This is a genomic window from Streptomyces anulatus (genome assembly GCF_000721175.1).
In the GTDB taxonomy this organism is placed as follows: Bacteria; Actinomycetota; Actinomycetes; order Streptomycetales; family Streptomycetaceae; genus Streptomyces; species Streptomyces anulatus_C.
This window is the reverse complement of sequence record NZ_JOEZ01000007.1, coordinates 385,014-403,195: the sequence shown is the minus strand read 5'-3', so window position 1 is coordinate 403,195 and position 18,182 is coordinate 385,014. Positions and strand designations below refer to the sequence as shown.

The following is an 18,182-nucleotide window of genomic DNA, read 5'->3' as shown; positions in this document are numbered from 1 at the left end:
GCCGGTGGCCGGTCGGTCAGTCGTTGCCGTTTCCGCTGCCCGGCGTCGTCTTCTGGATCTGGAGCAGGAACTCCGCGTTGGACTGGGTCTTCTTCATCCGGTCCAGGAGGAGCTCGATCGCCTGCTGCTGGTCGAGCGCGTGCAGCACCCGGCGCAGCTTCCAGACGACCGCCAGCTCGTCGGTGCCGAGCAGGATCTCTTCCTTACGGGTGGAGGACGCGTCGACGTCCACCGCCGGGAAGATGCGCTTGTCCGAGAGCTTCCGGTCGAGCTTGAGCTCCATGTTGCCGGTGCCCTTGAACTCCTCGAAGATCACCTCGTCCATGCGCGAGCCGGTCTCGACGAGCGCGGTGGCCAGGATGGTCAGCGAGCCGCCGTCCTCGATGTTGCGCGCGGCGCCGAAGAAGCGCTTCGGGGGGTACAGCGCGGTCGAGTCGACACCACCGGAGAGGATGCGGCCGGAGGCCGGCGCCGCGAGGTTGTACGCGCGGCCCAGGCGGGTGATCGAGTCGAGCAGGACGACCACGTCGTGACCCAGCTCGACGAGGCGCTTGGCGCGCTCGATGGCCAGCTCGGCGACGGTGGTGTGGTCCTCGGCGGGACGGTCGAAGGTCGAGGAGATGACCTCGCCCTTCACCGACCGCTGCATGTCGGTGACCTCTTCCGGACGCTCGTCGACCAGGACGACCATCAGGTGGCACTCGGGGCTGTTGACCGTGATCGCGTTGGCGATGGCCTGCAGGATCATGGTCTTGCCGGTCTTCGGCGGGGCCACGATGAGCCCGCGCTGGCCCTTGCCGATCGGGGCCACCAGGTCGATGATCCGCGTCGTCAGGATGTTGGAGTCGGTCTCCAGACGGAGCCGGTCCTGCGGGTAGAGCGGGGTCAGCTTCTGGAACTCGGGGCGGCCGCGGCCGGACTCGGGGGCCATGCCGTTGACCGAGTCGAGGCGGACCAGCGCGTTGAACTTCTCGCGGCGCTCGCCGTCCTTGGGCTGACGCACCGCGCCGGTGACGTGGTCACCCTTGCGCAGGCCGTTCTTGCGGACCTGGGCGAGCGAGACGTACACGTCGTTCGGCCCCGGCAGGTAGCCGGAGGTCCGGATGAACGCGTAGTTGTCGAGGATGTCCAGGATGCCCGCGACGGGGATCAGGACGTCGTCGTCGGCCACCTGCACGTCGCTCGCGAAGTCGTCGCGCCCGCGACGGCCCCGGCGGTCGCGGTAGCGTCCGCGACGGCCGCGACGGCCGCCCGCCTCGTCGTCGAAGTCGTCCTGCGGACCGTTGTCACGGTTCTGCTGGCCCTGACCCTGACCCTGACCCTGACCCTGGCCCTGGCGCTGCGGGCGCTGCCCGCCGCCGCTCTGCTGGCCCTGGTCGTCGCCCTTGCCGCGGCGGTCGCGCTGACGCTCACGGCGCTCGCCACGCTCACCCCGGTCGCCACGCTCGCGACGGTCGCCACGACGGCCCTCGGCCGTGTCGGCACCGGCCTCGGCCTTGGCGTCGCCCTTCGGCTCGCCCCGCTCCTCGGTCTTCTGCTCGGCCTGGGGCTCCGCCTTGGCCTTGACCTCGGTCTTCGCCTCGGTCTTGGTGTCGGGGCTGCCCGCCTGCGCGGTCGCACGGCGGCGACGACGCTCGCCCGCGGGCTGGTCGTCGCTGGCCGGCTGACCGGGGATGTCGATCTGCTGCTGGGCGGCCGTGTCCTTCTCGGCGGCGGCAGCGGCGCCCTCGTCCCCGGTGCGCGCCTTGGAGGTCGCGCGGCGCTTCGGCTTGCTCTCCGCCTCGGCGGGGGCCTCTGCGGCCTTGGAGGAGGCCTTGGGGGCGGCGGATCCGCCACCCGCCTGCGCCTCCTTGATGACCTCGATCAGCTGGCTCTTGCGCATCCGCGCAGTGCCCCTGATGCCGAGGCCGGACGCGACCTGCTGCAGCTCGGCCAGGACCATGCCCTCGAGGCCGGTGCCGGAGCGGCGGCGCCGTGCGGTGGTGCCAGTGGCAGCACCTTCGGCGGGCGCTGCGCTGTCGACGCTCTTGTCGGCAGTCACGCCCATCAGATCGGTGGTGTCGCTCACGAAGGGTCCTTCCCTGGAGCGGACGTCGGCCTTCTGGCTCGGCGACCGGTTGTGCTGTCCGACTGCGGTCTGTCGATCTTGCTGGATCGCGGACCTTGCCGGGGCGGTGGTCCGCCGGGTGTACGGCGGAGAGATGAACGTGCGGGGTCCGGCGCGAGATCCCCCTGCTCGGCCCACTCCTGGACGAGCGAGGGGTGTCGTGCCGGTTCCGGAGCGTGCTCGAAACTGCTCAGGCAGGCTGCTCAGGCAGTTGGGGAGGCTCCCGGAAGAATGGTGGTCCCGAAGGGGGACACGAAGCAACGCGCCTCAAAGACGTCGGTTGCAGACTTGAGGTTAACACTACCGGCTCCAACAAACATTCCCCCTCTCGCCCACCGGTAATCACATGCGGTTACGCGGCCAGCGGCAGCACGCTGGCGCCCGTCGCGTCGAGGGCCAGCCGGTTCGCCGCCCAGCCCTCCCCCGCCAGTCGGGCGACCTTGTCGGCCGAGCCCTCCTCCGTCAGCGCGAGGACCGTGGGCCCCGCACCGGAGATGACCGCGGGCACACCGTCGGCGCGCAGACGGTTGACCAGTTCCACGCTCTCGGGCATGGCGGGGCCCCGGTACTCCTGGTGGATCCGGTCCTCGGTGGCGGCGAGCAGCAGCTCGGGGCGACGGGTCAGGGCCTCGACGAGCAGGGCCGCCCTGCCTGCGTTGAGGGCCGCGTCGACGTGCGGGACGGTGCGCGGGAGCAGGCCGCGCGCCGTCTCGGTGAGCACCGGGCGCCCGGGGACGAAGACCACCGGGACGACGGAGTCGGCGGGGTCCATCCGGATCGCCCGGGCCGCGCCGCCGTCCATCCAGGCGAGCGTGAAGCCGCCGAGCAGGCAGGCCGCGACATTGTCGGGGTGCCCCTCGATCTCGGTCGCCAGCTCCAGCAGGGCCGCGTCGTCGAGGCGGGCGTCGCCGCCGGTCGTCACGGCGCGGGCGGCGACGATTCCGGCGCAGATGGCGGCGGAGGAGGAGCCGAGGCCGCGGCCGTGCGGGATGCGGTTGGCGCAGACGATCTCCAGCCCGCGGGGCTGGCCGCCGAGCAGGTCGAACGCGGTGCGCAGGGAGCGCACGAGCAGGTGACTCTCGTCGCGGGGCAGCGTCTCGCTGCCCTCACCTGCGATGTCGATGTGCAGCCCGGAGTCGGCGACCCGGACGACGACGTCGTCGTACAGCCCCAGCGAGAGGCCCAGGGCGTCGAAACCCGGGCCGAGGTTGGCGCTGGTTGCGGGGACGCGCACCCTGACGGCGGCGGCTCGGAACGCGGGACCGGCCATCGGTCGGACCACTCCTTGTAAGGCAGGGGGGATGCAGTGCGGGTGGCTCTGCGGCGGCGGGGCGTGAAGGCGGGGCTACGGGCGGGTGCGTACGGCGGGGGTCATGGCGGTGGGGATCACGGCTGTGCGGAGGGCTCCGAAACGGTGCGGGAATCCGGCGGCCGGCCCGACGGCCACGACGGGGACCGCAGGCGTGGCGGTCCGGCGGGCGGATGCCGGGCGGATGGGGTACAGCTTATCGAAGGAAGGTTCTGTGGCGACATAGGGCGCACAGGAGGCGCACGATGCGTGTCGTCCGCCGCCCATGCGCTCTCCGCCCCGGTAAGGGGCTGGTTGAGCGAGTTGTCGCGGTTGCCCGGGCCGGCCGCGGCGCTTGCCGACGCCCCGGCCCGGGACCGGATCAGACGAGTCCGAGCTTCTCGGCGGCGGTGGCCGCGTCGACCGGGACCGTGACCGGCTGCGGGGCGCCCGCGACGGCCCAGTCGGGGTCCTTGAGGCCGTTGCCGGTGACCGTGCAGACGATGCGCTGGCCGGGGTCGACCTTGCCCTCCTCGGCGGCCTTGAGCAGGCCGGCGACGGACGCGGCCGACGCGGGCTCGACGAAGACACCCTCCTGGGAGGCCAACAGCCGGTACGCGGACAGGATCTGCCGGTCCGTCACCTCGTCGATGAAGCCGCCCGACTCGTCCCGCGCGGCCAGGGCGTAGTCCCAGGAGGCCGGGTTGCCGATGCGGATCGCGGTGGCGATGGTGGAGGGGTCCTTGACGACCTCGCCGCGCACGATGGGCGCGGAGCCGGAGGCCTGGAAGCCCCACATGCGCGGGGTGTGCGTGGCGAGGCCGTCACGGGCGTACTCGGTGTACCCCTTCCAGTACGCGGTGATGTTGCCCGCGTTGCCGACCGGCAGGACGTGGATGTCGGGGGCGTCGCCGAGCGCGTCGACGATCTCGAACGCGGCGGTCTTCTGGCCCTCGATACGGACCGGATTGACCGAATTGACCAGCGCCACCGGGTAGTTGTCCGAGAGCGAGCGGGCCAGGGTCAGGCAGTCGTCGAAGTTGCCGTCGACCTGGAGGATCTTGGCGCCGTGCACGAGCGCCTGGCCCATCTTGCCGAGCGCGATCTTGCCCTGCGGTACGAGGACGGCGCAGACCATGCCCGCGCGCACCGCGTACGCCGCGGCGGAGGCCGAGGTGTTGCCGGTGGAGGCGCAGATGACGGCCTTCGCCCCCTCCTCCTTGGCCCGGGTGATGGCCATGGTCATGCCGCGGTCCTTGAACGAACCGGTGGGGTTGGCGCCCTCGACCTTGAGGTGCACCTCGCAGCCCGTGCGCTCGGAGAGGACCTGCGCCGGAACGAGCGGCGTACCGCCCTCACGAAGTGTGACGACCGGCGTCGTGGCCGTGACCGGAAGCCGGTCCCGGTACTCCTCAATGATGCCGCGCCACTGGTGGGTGCCCTTGCTGGTCATGGGTCCTTACTCCCCTTCAACACGCATGATGCTGGCGACACCGCGCACGGTGTCGAGCTTGCGCAGCGCTTCGACGGTCCCGGAGAGGGCTGCGTCGGGCGCGCGGTGGGTGACGACGACGAGGGACGCCTCGCCGTCCTTTCCCTGCTGGCGGACCGTATCGATGGATACGCCCTGCTCGGCGAAGACCGTCGCCACCTGGGCGAGGACGCCCGGCTTGTCGGCCACGTCGAGGCTGATGTGGTACCGCGTGACGACCTCGCCCATGGGGCTGACCGGCAGGCGGGTGTAGGCGGACTCACCGGGGCCGGTGGCCTCGCCCAGTTTGTTGCGGCAGACCGCGACGAGGTCGCCGAGGACCGCGGAGGCGGTCGGCGAGCCGCCGGCGCCGGGCCCGTAGAACATGAGCTGCCCGGCCGCGTCGGCCTCGATGAAGACCGCGTTGTACGCCTCGCGGACCGAGGCCAGCGGGTGGCTGAGCGGGATCATCGCCGGGTGGACGCGGGCGGTGACGGAGGCCCCGTCGGCGGCGCGCTCGCAGATGGCCAGCAGTTTGACCGTGCAGCCCATCCGGCGAGCGGAGGCGATGTCGGCGGCGGTGACCTCGGTGATGCCCTCGCGGTGCACGTCGCCGATCCTCACGCGGGTGTGGAAGGCGATCCCGGCGAGGATCGCGGCCTTCGCGGCGGCGTCGAAGCCCTCGACGTCGGCGGTCGGGTCGGCCTCGGCGTACCCGAGGGCGGTGGCCTCGTCGAGCGCCTCGGAGTAGCCGGCGCCACTGGTGTCCATCTTGTCGAGGATGAAGTTGGTGGTGCCGTTGACGATGCCGAGCACCCGGTTGACCTTGTCCCCGGCGAGCGACTCGCGCAGCGGCCGCACCAGCGGGATGGCCCCGGCGACGGCGGCCTCGTAATACAGGTCGCGGCCGTACTTCTCGGCGGCGGCGTGCAGGGCGGCGCCGTCCTCGGCGAGCAGCGCCTTGTTGGCGGAGACGACGCTGGCGCCGTTCTCGAAGGCGGTGGTGATGAGCGCGCGGGCCGGTTCGATGCCCCCGATGACCTCGATGACGACGTCGATGTCGCCGCGCTGCACGAGCGCGGTCGCGTCGGTGGTGATCAGTGCGGGGTCGATGCCCTCACGCACCTTCGAGGGCCGGCGGACGGCCACACCGGCGAGCTCGACGGGCGCGCCGATGCGCGCCGCGAGGTCGTCGGCGTGCGTCGTCATGATGCGCGCCACCTCTGAGCCGACCACACCACAGCCCAGCAGCGCCACCTTCAGCGGACGCGTACGCATCATCCGACCTCGTTTCTCATACATGCTCATGTGGGGACCAGTCTCACTCACCGGACGGGAGTTTCTGACCCCCGTCCGGATCCTGAGATGACTATTTCATCAGCCGACATCGAGACGCAGGAGATCTTCCTCCGTCTCGCGCCGGACGATGACGCGTGCCTCTCCGTCGCGGACCGCGACGACCGGCGGGCGCAGTGCGTGGTTGTAGTTGCTCGCCATGGAACGGCAGTAGGCGCCGGTGGCGGGGACGGCGATCAGATCGCCGGGGGCCAGGTCGGCGGGCAGGAACGCGTCCTTCACCACGATGTCGCCGCTCTCGCAGTGCTTGCCGACGACCCGGACGAGCATGGGTTCGGCGTCCGAGGTGCGGGAGACGAGCGCGACGCTGTACTCGGCGTCGTACAGCGCCGTGCGGATGTTGTCCGACATGCCGCCGTCGACGCTGACGTACGTCCGCAGTCCCTCCAGGGGCTTGATCGTGCCGACCTCGTACAGCGTGAACGCGGTGGGTCCGACGATGGCGCGCCCCGGCTCGACGGAGATCCGGGGAGTCCGCAGGTTCGCGGACTCGCACTCGCGGGTGACGATGTCGCTGAGCGCCTTGGCGATCTCGTGCGGCTCGCGGGGGTCGTCCTCGGAGGTGTACGCGATGCCGAGGCCGCCCCCGAGGTCGATCTCGGGGAGCTCGATGCCGTGCTCGTCACGGATCTCGGCGAGCAGCTGGACCACGCGCCGGGCGGAGACCTCGAAGCCGGCCATGTCGAAGATCTGCGAGCCGATGTGCGAGTGGACGCCGATGAGTTCGAGCCCGTCGAGGGCGAGCGCGCGGCGTACGGCTTCGGCGGCCTGCCCGTCGGCGAGCGCGATGCCGAACTTCTGGTCCTCGTGCGCGGTGGCGATGAACTCGTGGGTGTGGGCCTCGACGCCGACGGTGACGCGGATCTGCACGCGCTGGCGGACGCCGTGCCGCTGGGCGATGTGGGCGACGCGGACGATCTCCTGGAAGGAGTCGAGCACGATCCGCCCGACGCCCGTCTCGACGGCCCGCTCGATCTCGGCGACGGTCTTGTTGTTGCCGTGGAAGGCGATGCGCTCGGCGGGCATGCCCGCGTCGAGCGCGGTGGTCAGCTCGCCCCCGGAGCAGACATCCAGATTCAGCCCCTCCTCCTTGAGCCAGCGCACGACGGCGCGGGAGAGGAAGGCCTTACCGGCGTAGAAGACGTCGGCGTCCGGCCCGAAGGCATCCGCCCAGGCGCGGCAGCGGGCCCGGAAGTCGCTCTCGTCGAGGAAGTAGGCGGGGGTGCCGAACTCCTCCGCGAGCCGGGCGACGGTGATCCCGCCGACGGTGAGCGCGCCGTCCGTGTCGCGGGTGACGGTACGGGCCCAGACCTTCTCGTCGAGGACGTTGAGGTCGGCGGCGGGCGCGGAGTAGTGGGCCTCGGGGAAGACGTCGGCGTGTCGGGGTCCTGCGGGATGTGCGGAGCGGCTCATCGTGATGTTCTCTCGGGTCTCTTCTGATCGCGTCAGAGGTGTTCGGGCGCACGGATGCCGAGCAGGGACAGGCCGCCTGCCAGCACCGTCCCGGCGGCTTCGGCGAGAGCCAGCCGGGCACGGTGGGCGGCCGAGGGTTTCTCGTCACCGGCGGGCAGGGGCGGGCAGGAGTCGTGGAAGTCGAAGAACGCGTGCGCGACGGCTTCCAGCTGCCGGGCGACCCGGTCGGGCGCGCGGTGACGGGCCCCGGCGAGCAGGACTCCGGGGTGGTCGGCGATGAGGTCGAGGAGGGGGCGGCCGGCGCTGCCGTACGGGGCGGAGCCGTCGGCGGGGCTTTCGCCGTACGCGGTGTGCGGGGCGGATACGGTGCGCCCGGCGAGCGGGGCGGGGCTTTCGCCGTACGGGGCGGGCTTTGCGGGCTCGCTGTACGGGGCGTGCCCGGCGGGCTCGGCGGTGAAGCCGAGTAGGGCGGCCCCGCGGGTCAGGGCGCGGGCCCTGGCGTGGGCGTAGCGGACCCGGAAGAGCGGGTTGGCCTCGCCCTGGACGAGCAGTTCGGGGCCGAGGGCGGCGCGGTCGTGCCCGGCGGCCCGCAGGAGCCCCCAGCGGGCGGCGTCGGGCCCGAGCCGCCGCAGCAGCTCCCCCGCGGTGGCCCCGGCGGGGACGGGCCGGATTCCGGTGAGCGGTACGGGGGGCGTCCCGTGCGCGTCGACGGCGACGCCGAGGCGGGCCCAGTCCGGGTCGGGTGCCTCCTCGCAGCTGATCCGGACCCGGGCGCCCTGCGAGATGACGAGCCGGCGCACGGCATGGGCGGTGACGGCGGCGCGCACTTCCCGCGCGTGGTGGAACTGGAGGGCCTCGTCCCGGAGCGCGTCCCCGTGTCCGTACGCGAGACCCTGTTCCCGTACGGCGTCGAGCACGGCCCGGTCGCTCTCGGCCGGGGCGGCGAGGGTGAAGCTCAGGAACCCCGGCCCGGTGATCTCGACCCGCCCGACACCGGGCTCGGCTACGACGCGTTCCCGCAGGATGCGCGCGACCTCCAGGGCCGGCAGCGCGGCGGGCCCGGCCAGCTGGAGCGCGACGGCGCAGGCGTAGTCACCGCTGCCGCCGGGTCGTGTCCTCTCCACTCGCACGCGCGCGGGCACGGGCGCGCGCAACGCATCCTCGTCGACCGCGCGGCGCACGGCGTGCAGCACGGTCCGGGAGAGGTCGGCGGGGGTCACGGGTCAAGCGTAGGTGAGAGAGGGGGGCACTTCGCGACCCGGTTTCGCCATCCGGTCGGCCGGACCCCGTTCCGCACCCCCGGTCGGCCGGACCCGGCTTCGCCGGCCCGGTCAGCCGGTGGTGCTTCCCGCCCGCCCGGCACCGTGCCGCCCGTCCACCGAGGGCCCTTCCTCCCCGGTCACCAGCCGGCGCATGATCCGCACCAGCTCGCTCGGCTCGAACGGCTTCGCCAGGAACGCGTCGACCCCGGCCGCCACGCCCGCGTCGACCTCGTAGGGCGTACAGGCGCTTACGACGACTATGGGGAGGCTGCGGGTCCGGGGATCGGAGCGCAGGCGGGTGGCGGTCTCCAGACCGTCCAGGCGGGGCATCACGACGTCGAGGGTGATCGCGTCGGGGCGGACCCGCTCGACCAGGTCCAGGCACTCGACACCGTCGGCCGCGGTCACGACCTCGAAGCCCTCCAGCTCGAGATTGACCCTGATCAGCTGCCGGATGACCCTGTTGTCATCGACAACAAGCACGCGGCCGCACGCCCCTGACACCCTTCGAGAGTAGGTCGGCCGGAGGGGCGGCGTCCGGGTTTTGTCCACTTCCGCCCCGGGCAGGTGGCCACCGCTTCCACGGGCGGCCCGACCGGGAGGAAGAGGCGCGGAGGCACGGCGGAATACCTGTTCACGGACACCCCGTGGGAGCTGGTAGTGTTTCACCCGTCGCAGAGCAGCACCGCGATACGCCCCCGTAGCTCAGGGGATAGAGCATCGGCCTCCGGAGCCGGGTGCGCAGGTTCGAATCCTGCCGGGGGCACTTCCGGATCGAAGAACCGGACCAGCAGAGGCTGGTCCGGTTTTTTTTCGTGCGCGCCGCACCCTCGCGAGGGCGAGCGGAGTGTGGTCCGGCTCGCCCCCCACGAGGTGGGCGGGTCAGTACTTCCCGTCGACCGGGATCCAGCCGGACCATGACTCGGGCTGGTAGAACTTGCCGGTGTCGCCGTCGTAGCGCAGGACGCGGAGGCGCACGTCGCCGGTCTCGCGGTAGTCCTTGTTGCAGGTCGCCCAGGTGTTCACGCCGAGCTTGTTGACGCAGACCTCCTCGGCGCGCCCGTAGTCGGTGTAGACCCCGACGGCCGCGGACATGCCGTCCTTCTTCGTGTCGCCCGCCCAGACGATGTCGCCGTTGTGCTGGAAGCAGCCGCTGGAGCCGTAGGCGGCGGTCGCGCCCAGGCACGTGCCCGACGGCGGAGCGGCCTTGGCGGAGGCCATCGCGCCCGCCGGCCCCGTCGTCTCGTCCTCGTCCGCCGGGAAGGGGATCTCCGTGCCGGGTTCCGTGGCGACGCCTTCGACGATCGTCATGTCCGCGGGCATCTGTACTTCCAGGGGGGCCTCCGGAGCGCCGTCGGCCAGCGCCGGAGTCGCGGTGACGGCCGAGAGCGCAAGTGCCGACGCACCGGCGAGAACGCTCAACCTCGAGCGCCAGTTTTCACGCATGTTTCACTTTCCCCGCGCCTGACCTCTATGTCGAGATCGTCAATTGTCACATGTGAACAGAGTGTGAGACTAAGAGATCACTGTGACGGATGGAAGGGGCTTCTGTGACGCCTGCGGCCCGTGGTGTCCCCGGTGATCCGGGCCCTGCGCGCGCAGGCGGCGCGGACGCGGAACAGGAGGGCGGGGACACCAGCGTGTGCCCGCCCTCCTGTGGCGGCTGTCTCACCCGTTCACGGGTGAGGTCTCACGGCAGGCTGGGCGGCTCGGCCGCTTGCTCCCCCTCGGTGAACCCGGCGAACGAAGGGTCGATGGCGCACTCCGCCGGGATCTCGGCGACGGAGGTGGCGCACTTCTCGGGGCCCGGCACGCTCTGCCCGGTCAGCTCGGGCGGACCCGTCCGACGCTCGCCCGTCTCGATGCTCTCCGCCAGGCCTTCCACGGACGCCGGCCCGGTGCGGGTGGTGGGCCGCTCAGCGTCCACGGCGTCCGACGAGGACGAACAGGCCGCTGCGCCCGCCGCGGCGCACAGGACGAGCGCCGCCGAGGCCGCGGCGGTACGAAGACGCATGAAGGTCCCCTCTACGCGGATGCCCGGACATCCGGGTCATCAGTCGAACCACGGTGCCACAGAGGGTGGTTGGGAGGGCGGAGAACAGGTGAAGAAGGCGCGATCACCCCGTCAGCCGACGGGCAGCCCCGGCGCCGGGTACGCGTCCATCAGGTCCTTCACCGCTCCCCGGACCTTCTTGATCGCGGGTTCGTCCCCCGCGCGCGCCGCCTCGACGGCTGTGTCGATCCATCCGGCGACGGTGGCCATCGCGGAGGCGGGAATGCCCCGGGAAGTGAGCGCGGGGGTGCCGATGCGGATGCCGGAGGGGTCGAAGGGCTTGCGGGGGTCGTAGGGGACGGTGTTGTGGTTCACGACGATGCCCGCGCGGTCGAGGGCCTTGGCGGCGGTCTTGCCGGGGACGTCCTTGTTCGTGAGGTCGATCAGCAGCAGGTGGTTGTCGGTGCCGCCGGAGACCAGGTCGAAGCCGCGTGCGGCCAACTCCTCCCCCAGGGTCCGGGCGTTGGCCACGACCTGGTGGGCGTACGAGCAGAACCCGGCGGTGGCCGCTTCGCCGAGGGCGGCCGCGATGGCGGCCGTGGTCTGGTTGTGCGGGCCGCCCTGGAGGCCGGGGAAGACCGCGCGGTCGATGGCGCGGGCGTGTTCGGCCGTGCTGAGCAGCATCGCGCCGCGCGGGCCGCGCAGGGTCTTGTGGGTCGTGGTGGAGACGACGTCCGCGTGCCCGGCCGGCGAAGGGTGCGCGCCGCCCGCGATCAGACCGGCGATGTGCGCGATGTCCGCGACCAGCACGGCGCCCGTCTCTGCGGCGATCTCGGCGAAGCCCGCGAAGTCGATCGTGCGCGGGACGGCCGTGCCGCCGCAGAAGATGAGCTTGGGCCGCTCGGCGAGGGCCAGGTCGCGGACCTCGTCCAGGTCGATCCGGCCGGTGTCGCGGCGGACCCCGTACCGGACGCCGCGGAACCAGCGGCCGGTGGCGGAGACGTCCCAGCCGTGCGTCAAATGGCCGCCCATCGGGAGGGACATGCCGAGGACGGCGTCACCGGGCTGGAGGAAGGCCAGGTACGCGGCGAGGTTGGCCGGGGAACCCGAGTACGGCTGGACGTTGGCGTGGTCCATCCCGAAGAGCGCGACGGCGCGGCGGACCGCCAGCGTCTCGACCTGGTCGATGATCTGCTGGCCCTCGTAGTACCGCTTGCCGGGGTAGCCCTCGGAGTACTTGTTCTGGAGCACCGTGCCGGAGGCTTCGAGCACGGCGGCGGAGACGTAGTTCTCGCTGGGGATCAGGCGAAGGGTGTCGGCCTGGAGCCGCTCCTCCGCGCCGATCAGGGCGGCCAGTTCCGGGTCGGCCGCGGTGAGCGCCGGATGGCGTGGCGCGGTCGCGGGGGCGGTGTCCGTGGTCCGGGTGGTCATGGAAGGGGTCCTTCCGGGTCGGCCGCAGCTTGCGGCGTGGACCCGGATGCCCAGGCGGACGGCTCTCCGGAGATGACGCCCCGGGCGCACCCGGGGTGTGCCGCTCCCTCGTGGTCGGTTCCACGGAGCGCCCCTGCCGGGGCACGCGCCAGTCGCGGCATTCGTCAGTTTAGAGGGCGGGCGCGTGCGAGGTGGTGCGGCACGTGAAGAAGGTCGCCATGATGGCGCGTGAAGTGTGACGGAACCGGGCAGAGTTGCCTGGACTTTTGCGACTCTTCGGTGGGGGGACCGTCATGGAGTCAGGTGAGCAGTACGGGACCGCGGGGCAGGGAGCCGGCGGGCCCGGCTGGGGCGGGGCCGGGCCGCCGCCTCCGGGCGGGCCGCCCGGGTTCAGTCCTCCCCCACCGCCCTCCCGTGCGCCGGCCGTCGGGCCGCCGCCGCCCGGTGCGGCCCTGCGTGCGGTCGCCGCCGCGTTGCTCAATCTGACCGGACTCGGGCTGGGTTACGCCCTGTTGGGGCGATGGGTGCGGGCCGCGGTGTGCTGGGCGGCCACGGCGGTGCTGCTGTGGGTGGCGTTGCCGGCCGATCCGGACGGGGTGCCCGGGAGTGTTCTCCTCGGGTATCTGCTCGTGCTGGTGCTCGCCGCCGCGGACGGGGCCCGGATCGCCGGGCGATCGGCGCTGGGCGGGGCGTGGCGGCCCGTCGTCGCGGTCGGTCTCGGGGTGGTGCTGCTGGCCGTGCCGGCGGGCGGGGCCGTGGTGTACGGCTCCGCGCGGGACGAGGCCCGGGAGCAGATGCTGCTGGAGCGGCTGGCGGCCGGGGACGAGCGGGTCACGGCGGCCTCACGGCAGCCGTTCGGCTCGGTGAAGGGCGAGTACGAGAAGGCGCTCGGCGTCTATCGCGCGCTCGGCGAGGACCATCCCGGCTCCCGGGCCGCGAAGCTGGTCCCGGACCGCCTGAAGACGTATTACGACGCCGTCTCCGCCCCGTACGCCGAGAAGCGGCACTGCGAAGCCGTCGCGCCGTTGACGTATCTGCGGACGCTGCCGGACTCGGTGGACGCGAACGTGCTGGGCGAGCTCGCCGCATGGCCGGACGAGCCGCTCGCCGCGTCGTTGTACGGGTGCGGTGTGTCGCGGCTGGGCGGGACGGGCGGCGGTGGCGCGGAGCTGGGCGAGCTGTTGCGTACGTTCCCCGAGTCCGCGCCCGCGCAGCAGGTGGGGCCGGCGATCGGCGAGCGGATCAAGGCCCAGGTCGCGGCGTTGAAGGGGACCGAGCCGTGCGCGGCCACCGCGGTGCTGCGCGGACTCGGCACCACCGCGTCCGAACTCCCCGCCGCGAGCGTGAAGTCGCTGCGCGCCGAAGCCGACAAGGGCGTCCTGGACGGGGTGTACGCCTGCGGTGTCGACCAGTTCAAGGACGAGCAGTTCGGCGACGCCCGCACGACGCTGACCGATTTCGCGCGGACGTACAAGAGCGACGGGCGGGTGCGGCGGGCACGGGACATCGCCATAGCCGCGGAGATCGCCGACGACCGGCCGGCGGCGGGCAAGCGGCTGCCGTCGTCGAAGCGGCCCGGCGGGGCCCGGATGGAGCTGGTCATCAGCAATGACGCGCCCAACGCGGTCGAGGTGCTCTACACCGGCCCGGTGACCGGCACCGTCACCCTGAAGGCCTGCGCCGGCTGTGAGCGGTACGGCGCCTCCGCCGGCGCGCGGCAGGCCTGCAAGGCGAGCGGCAGGAGTTACCCGAAGGCACGGCTTCGGCTTCCCGCCGGGGAGTACCACTTCCTCTACAAGCACGGCACGGGCGCGACCGCCGGGGTGGACAGCTACTCCTCGGGGTCGAAGGTCCGGCCGGGCTACACGTACACCAGCTGCACGTACGTCATCGAGCGGAATCCGTTCGGGCTGGACCTGCCCCTGATACCGGACCCGGTCACACCGGTGGTCAGCCCTTGGGTCGCGGGTTCTTCTCGATGACCTGTCCGTCCAGGTGCGCGGTGAGGTAGGCGCCGCCGTGCCTGTCGGAGACGTAGACGCGCAGCACCGGGCGGTCTTCGTGGAAGGGCGACGAGGGGTCCACGATCACGTAACGGCTTTCCGGCTCCGGGATGTTGAGCGTCTTCTCCGCCGTGGTCAGCAGGGCGGGCAGCGCGTCCCAGTCGACGGAGTCCAGGTCGACCGTGGTGTCCCCCGGCATCAGCGTGCCGCCCACCCCGTCGCTCTTCGCCCGGCCGTCGCGGTAACTGAAGCGGTCGTACAGCGCGGCGTTGAACTTCAGCGGCGCCTGGGCCGAGGCGTACGCGTCGTAGAGGGTGAAGTCGGTGACCTTCGTGCCGCCCATGAGTGGCTTCAGCGCCTTGATCGCCGTCCGCGCCCCGTCCGGGGTCAGCAGGTTCCCGGCCTCCGGTACGTCCTTCTCGCCCGGGTCGCCGGAGTCGTCCGACGCGTCGGCGACCGGGTTCGGCGCCGGGGCTGAGGCCTGGGGTGCGCTCGCCCTGTCGCGGGGGCGGTCCTCGCTTTCGGATCCCTTGGAGGAGAACGGGTCGGCCATCCAGAGGATGACGCCCGCGATGACCACGGCCGAGACGACGGACGAGGCGGCGCTGACCATCGGGACGCGGCGCGACGTGCGCTGTCGGCGCCCTTCCGGGGTGGGGAACGTGTCGCCGGTGACCTGCTGGTAGCCGTAGCCCGTCGGAACGCGGTCCCGCACGGGGGCTGTCTGCGTGGGCGTGGTGTGCGCGGACACGGGGCGGTCCCGCACGGGCTCCGTGGGTGTCGGGGCCGTGCTCCCGCCGGTGTGCGTCGCGGCCTCGGCCAGCATCCGGTCGAGGGCCTCGGCGTCCGGGCGGGCCGGGATGTCCCGGGTGAGGAGCGCGTTCAGCACCGGGGTGAGGGCCCCGGCCCGTACCGGCGGCGGGATCTCCTCGTCGAGCACGGCGGCCAGCGTGGCCAGGGTGGTGGCCCGGCGCAGCGGGTGGCGGCCCTCGACGGCGACGTACAGCATCATGCCGAGCGACCAGAGGTCGGAGGACGGGTCACCCTCGGTTCCCCGGATGCGCTCGGGGGCTATGTAGTCGGGCGAGCCGATGAGGGCGCCGGTGGCGGTGAGGCTCGTCGACTCCCGGATCGCGGCGATGCCGAAGTCGGTGAGGACGGGGCGGCCGTCGGTGCGCAGGAGCACGTTGGCGGGCTTGACGTCGCGGTGCTGGATGCCGGAGGCGTGGGCGGCGCGGAGGGCGGAGAGGATGCCGCGCCCCAGTCCGGCGGCCTCGGCGGGCTCCATGGGGCCGGCGGCGAGCCGATCGTGCAGGGAGGAGCCGGCCACCAGCTCCATCACGATCCACGGAAAGCTGTCCTCGCCGGGGTCGACGATGTGGTGGACGGTGACCACGCATGGATGGTCGACCCGGGCCAGGGCGCGGGCCTCGCGCAGCACCCGGGCGCGCAACGTGCGGGCCCCTTCGGGGTCGTACTCCGCGAGCGCCGGGTCCGGGGGCCGTACCTCCTTGAGCGCGACATCGCGGTGGAGCGCCTCGTCGCGGGCCCGCCAGACCATGCCCATGCCACCGCTGCCGAGCCGCTCCACCAGCGTGAAGCGGCCGTCGATCATCCGTCCCGAGGGGACCTGTGCGCTCATGCGCCGTAGCGTACGGGTGCCGTACGACAGGGGGCAGCCGGGGCCGTGGGGCGGGACCGGGAGCGGTACGGGGAAAGGCCGGTACCGGGAAAGGCCGGTGCGCGGCCGGGTCAGGCCGAGGCTCGCTTGCGGGGCGAGGCCGTCTTCTTCTTCGTGGTGCTCCGGCCGCTCGACGACGCCTGCTTCTTCGCCGAGGACGAACCCTTGGACGAAGAGCTCGACGAAGAGCCGGAAGTAGATCTGGAAGAGGCCGACTTGGCTGCCGTCTTCTTCTGCGTCGTCTTCTTGGCTGTGGAGGCCGTGGACTTCTTCGTACCGGCGGACTCGGGCCTGGACTTGGACGCGGGCTTCCGCTGCGTGGACTTGTGCGGCGCGGACTTCCGCTGCGTCGTCTTCTTGATGGGGTGGACGTCCGCCATGCCCCTCTCGCCCTCTTCCTCCCCCTCACCACGGGACTTCTTGGCCGCCTTCACGCTGTTCTCCAGGGCCGCGATCAGGTCGATGACCTTGCTGCCGCCGGACTCCTCGATATCGGCCGGACGCACGATCTCGCCGGAGGCCTTCGCGGCGACGAGTTCCTCCACCGCCTCCCGGTAGTCGTCGTGGAGGCTGTCCATGTCGACCTCGCCGAGGGTGTCCATCAGCGCGTCCGCCAGGTCGAGTTCGGCGTCGCGGACCTTGACGTCGCTGTCGGGGGCGACGTCCTCGGGGGCGCGGATCTCGTCCGGCCACAGGAGTCCGTGCATGGCGATCACGTCGTCGACGACGCGGAGCATGCCGAGCCGTTCGCGGCCGCGCAGGGCGAACTTGGCGACGGCGACCTTGTTGCTGCGTTTGAGGGCCTCACGCAGCAGGGTGTACGGCTTGGCGGCAGGGATGCCGTTGGCGGAGAGGTAGTACGCCGCGTCCATCTGGAGCGGGTCGATCTCGTCCGCGGGCACGAAGGCGACGATCTCGATGGTCTTCGCCGTGGGCAGCGGGAGCTGGGCGAGGTCCTCGTCGGTGATCGGGATCATCGTCCCGTCGGCGTCCTCGTAGGCCTTGCCGATCTCGCCGCTCCCGACCTCCTCGTCGTCCAGTTCACAGACCTTGCGGTACCGGATCCGGCCACCGTCGGCGAGGTGGATCTGCCGGAAGTGGATCGAGTGGTTCTCGGTGGCGTTGACCAGCTTGATCGGGATGCTGACCAGCCCGAAGGAGATCGCGCCGTTCCATATGGACCTCACCGTTCACCCCTTGTCGACCGCTGAGGATGCCCTGCCGTATGTCCGTCAAAGACGCTTTGGCGGGATTTCATGTGACTCTTATCGTATGACGCCGATCACCGAGGTGGAGGGGCGACGGGTCTCGCTCAGCAATCTCGACAAGGTCCTGTATCCGGCCACCGGGACGACCAAGGGCGAGGTGCTCCACTACTACGCGGCCACCGCGGGCATCGTGATCCTGCCCCATCTGCGCGACCGCCCCGTGTCCTTCCTGCGGTACCCGGACGGGCCGGACGGCCAGCTCTTCTTCACCAAGAATCCGCCACCCGGTACACCCGCATGGGTGGCCACCACCGGCGTTCCCCGGAGCGAGGACCCGGCCGCCCGGCAGGTGGTCGTGGGGGATCTGGCCTCGCTGATGTGGGCGGCGAACCTGGTGGTGGAGTTCCACACCCCGCAGTGGCGTGCGGACGCGCCGGAGATCGCCGACCGCATGGTCTTCGATTTGGACCCCGGCTCCCCCGCGACCGTCGTGGAGTGCTGCGCGGTGGCGCTCTGGCTGCGGGAACGCCTCGCGGCCGACGGGCTGTTCGCGTACGGGAAGACGTCCGGCTCCAAGGGGCTGCATCTGCTGGTCCCGCTGGATCCCACCCCCTCCGGCGAGGTGTCCGCGTACGCGAAGCGGCTGGCGGTGGAGGCGGAGGCGGCTCTGCCGGGGCTGGCGCTGCACCGGATGAAGCGCGCCCTGCGGCCGGGCAAGGTCTTCGTCGACTTCAGCCAGAACGCCGCGGCGAAGACCACCGCCACGCCCTACACCCTGCGCGCCAGGGCCGAGCCCACCGTGTCGGCCCCGGTCACCTGGGACGAGATCGCCGGGTGCCGGGAGGCCGGGGCCCTGGTGTTCCGCGCCGGGGACATGGCCGCCCGGCTGGACCTGCACGGCGATCTGCTCGCCCCGCTGAACGATCCGGAGCGGGCACGTCCGCTGCCGGTGTGACGCGCCGGGCCGGC

The 18,182-nt window shown here is 72.0% G+C and carries 14 protein-coding genes and 1 tRNA gene; 3 read left to right on the top strand and 12 right to left on the bottom strand.

Features of this window, described 5'->3' with window-relative positions; genetic code table 11:
• Nucleotides 1-16: 16 nt before the first annotated feature.
• The 7 genes from rho to IG90_RS0110265 form a co-directional block, all read right to left on the bottom strand.
• The gene (gene rho / locus IG90_RS0110295) at nucleotides 17-2,068 is read right to left on the bottom strand and encodes a transcription termination factor Rho (RefSeq protein ID WP_030580891.1); all 2,052 of its coding nucleotides are present in this window, start codon (nucleotides 2,066-2,068) and stop codon (nucleotides 17-19) included.
• Between the two features lie 391 nt (nucleotides 2,069-2,459).
• Nucleotides 2,460-3,377 carry a homoserine kinase gene (gene thrB, locus IG90_RS0110290; protein ID WP_030580888.1) on the bottom strand — a complete coding sequence of 306 codons (918 nt, stop codon included), beginning with the start codon at nucleotides 3,375-3,377 and terminating at the stop codon, nucleotides 2,460-2,462.
• Between the two features lie 400 nt (nucleotides 3,378-3,777).
• Complete coding sequence (gene thrC, locus IG90_RS0110285; RefSeq protein ID WP_030580885.1) at nucleotides 3,778-4,848, bottom strand: threonine synthase; 1,071 nt, start codon at nucleotides 4,846-4,848, stop codon at nucleotides 3,778-3,780.
• Nucleotides 4,849-4,854: 6 nt separating this feature from the next.
• Entirely contained in the window at nucleotides 4,855-6,144 is a 1,290-nt protein-coding gene (locus IG90_RS0110280) for a homoserine dehydrogenase (protein ID WP_030580882.1), read from the bottom strand.
• Between the two features lie 99 nt (nucleotides 6,145-6,243).
• Nucleotides 6,244-7,635 (bottom strand): diaminopimelate decarboxylase, encoded by a 1,392-nt coding sequence (gene lysA / locus IG90_RS0110275; RefSeq protein ID WP_030580879.1) that lies wholly within the window; start codon nucleotides 7,633-7,635, stop codon nucleotides 6,244-6,246.
• Between the two features lie 32 nt (nucleotides 7,636-7,667).
• The gene (gene nrtL, locus IG90_RS0110270) at nucleotides 7,668-8,855 is read right to left on the bottom strand and encodes an ArgS-related anticodon-binding protein NrtL (protein ID WP_030580876.1); all 1,188 of its coding nucleotides are present in this window, start codon (nucleotides 8,853-8,855) and stop codon (nucleotides 7,668-7,670) included.
• Between the two features lie 111 nt (nucleotides 8,856-8,966).
• A complete protein-coding gene (locus IG90_RS0110265) occupies nucleotides 8,967-9,380 on the bottom strand; it encodes a response regulator (RefSeq protein ID WP_030580873.1) in 414 nt (137 codons plus the stop codon).
• A 211-nt stretch (nucleotides 9,381-9,591) separates the two neighbouring features.
• Between IG90_RS0110265 and IG90_RS0110260 the strand changes: the two genes are divergently transcribed.
• Nucleotides 9,592-9,663, top strand: a tRNA-Arg gene (locus IG90_RS0110260).
• 116 nt (nucleotides 9,664-9,779) lie between these two features.
• Here the strand turns inward: IG90_RS0110260 and IG90_RS0110255 are convergent.
• The 3 genes from IG90_RS0110255 to IG90_RS0110245 form a co-directional block, all read right to left on the bottom strand.
• Nucleotides 9,780-10,343, bottom strand: coding sequence for a hypothetical protein (locus IG90_RS0110255; protein ID WP_030580870.1), 564 nt, complete (start codon nucleotides 10,341-10,343; stop codon nucleotides 9,780-9,782).
• Between the two features lie 244 nt (nucleotides 10,344-10,587).
• The gene (locus IG90_RS0110250) at nucleotides 10,588-10,911 is read right to left on the bottom strand and encodes a hypothetical protein (protein ID WP_030580866.1); all 324 of its coding nucleotides are present in this window, start codon (nucleotides 10,909-10,911) and stop codon (nucleotides 10,588-10,590) included.
• 111 nt (nucleotides 10,912-11,022) lie between these two features.
• A complete protein-coding gene (locus tag IG90_RS0110245) occupies nucleotides 11,023-12,321 on the bottom strand; it encodes a serine hydroxymethyltransferase (RefSeq protein ID WP_030580863.1) in 1,299 nt (432 codons plus the stop codon).
• A 293-nt stretch (nucleotides 12,322-12,614) separates the two neighbouring features.
• Here IG90_RS0110245 and IG90_RS0110240 point away from each other — a divergent pair, with 293 nt between their 5' ends.
• Nucleotides 12,615-14,303 carry a hypothetical protein gene (locus IG90_RS0110240; protein ID WP_030580860.1) on the top strand — a complete coding sequence of 563 codons (1,689 nt, stop codon included), beginning with the start codon at nucleotides 12,615-12,617 and terminating at the stop codon, nucleotides 14,301-14,303.
• Here the strand turns inward: IG90_RS0110240 and IG90_RS0110235 are convergent.
• Both IG90_RS0110235 and ku read right to left on the bottom strand, forming a co-directional pair.
• The gene (locus IG90_RS0110235) at nucleotides 14,272-15,939 is read right to left on the bottom strand and encodes a serine/threonine-protein kinase (protein ID WP_030580857.1); all 1,668 of its coding nucleotides are present in this window, start codon (nucleotides 15,937-15,939) and stop codon (nucleotides 14,272-14,274) included. The genes IG90_RS0110240 and IG90_RS0110235 overlap by 32 nt on opposite strands.
• A gap of 137 nt (nucleotides 15,940-16,076) precedes the next feature.
• Entirely contained in the window at nucleotides 16,077-17,192 is a 1,116-nt protein-coding gene (ku, locus tag IG90_RS0110230) for a non-homologous end joining protein Ku (RefSeq protein WP_030580854.1), read from the bottom strand.
• Nucleotides 17,193-17,277: 85 nt separating this feature from the next.
• Between ku and ligD the strand changes: the two genes are divergently transcribed.
• Nucleotides 17,278-18,168 carry a non-homologous end-joining DNA ligase gene (gene ligD / locus IG90_RS0110225; RefSeq protein WP_030580851.1) on the top strand — a complete coding sequence of 297 codons (891 nt, stop codon included), beginning with the start codon at nucleotides 17,278-17,280 and terminating at the stop codon, nucleotides 18,166-18,168.
• The last annotated feature ends 14 nt before the right edge of the window (nucleotides 18,169-18,182 follow it).

Coding starts and splice junctions, on each gene's coding strand:
- IG90_RS0110240 (WP_030580860.1), top strand. CDS start 12,615: ATGGAGTCAGGTGAGCAGTACGGGACCGCGGGGCAGGGAGCCGGCGGG.
- lysA (WP_030580879.1), bottom strand. CDS start 7,635: ATGAGCCGCTCCGCACATCCCGCAGGACCCCGACACGCCGACGTCTTC.
- thrB (WP_030580888.1), bottom strand. CDS start 3,377: ATGGCCGGTCCCGCGTTCCGAGCCGCCGCCGTCAGGGTGCGCGTCCCC.
- IG90_RS0110250 (WP_030580866.1), bottom strand. CDS start 10,911: ATGCGTCTTCGTACCGCCGCGGCCTCGGCGGCGCTCGTCCTGTGCGCC.
- IG90_RS0110280 (WP_030580882.1), bottom strand. CDS start 6,144: ATGCGTACGCGTCCGCTGAAGGTGGCGCTGCTGGGCTGTGGTGTGGTC.
- ligD (WP_030580851.1), top strand. CDS start 17,278: ATGACGCCGATCACCGAGGTGGAGGGGCGACGGGTCTCGCTCAGCAAT.
- IG90_RS0110245 (WP_030580863.1), bottom strand. CDS start 12,321: ATGACCACCCGGACCACGGACACCGCCCCCGCGACCGCGCCACGCCAT.
- IG90_RS0110235 (WP_030580857.1), bottom strand. CDS start 15,939: ATGATCGACGGCCGCTTCACGCTGGTGGAGCGGCTCGGCAGCGGTGGC.
- IG90_RS0110255 (WP_030580870.1), bottom strand. CDS start 10,343: ATGCGTGAAAACTGGCGCTCGAGGTTGAGCGTTCTCGCCGGTGCGTCG.
- thrC (WP_030580885.1), bottom strand. CDS start 4,848: ATGACCAGCAAGGGCACCCACCAGTGGCGCGGCATCATTGAGGAGTAC.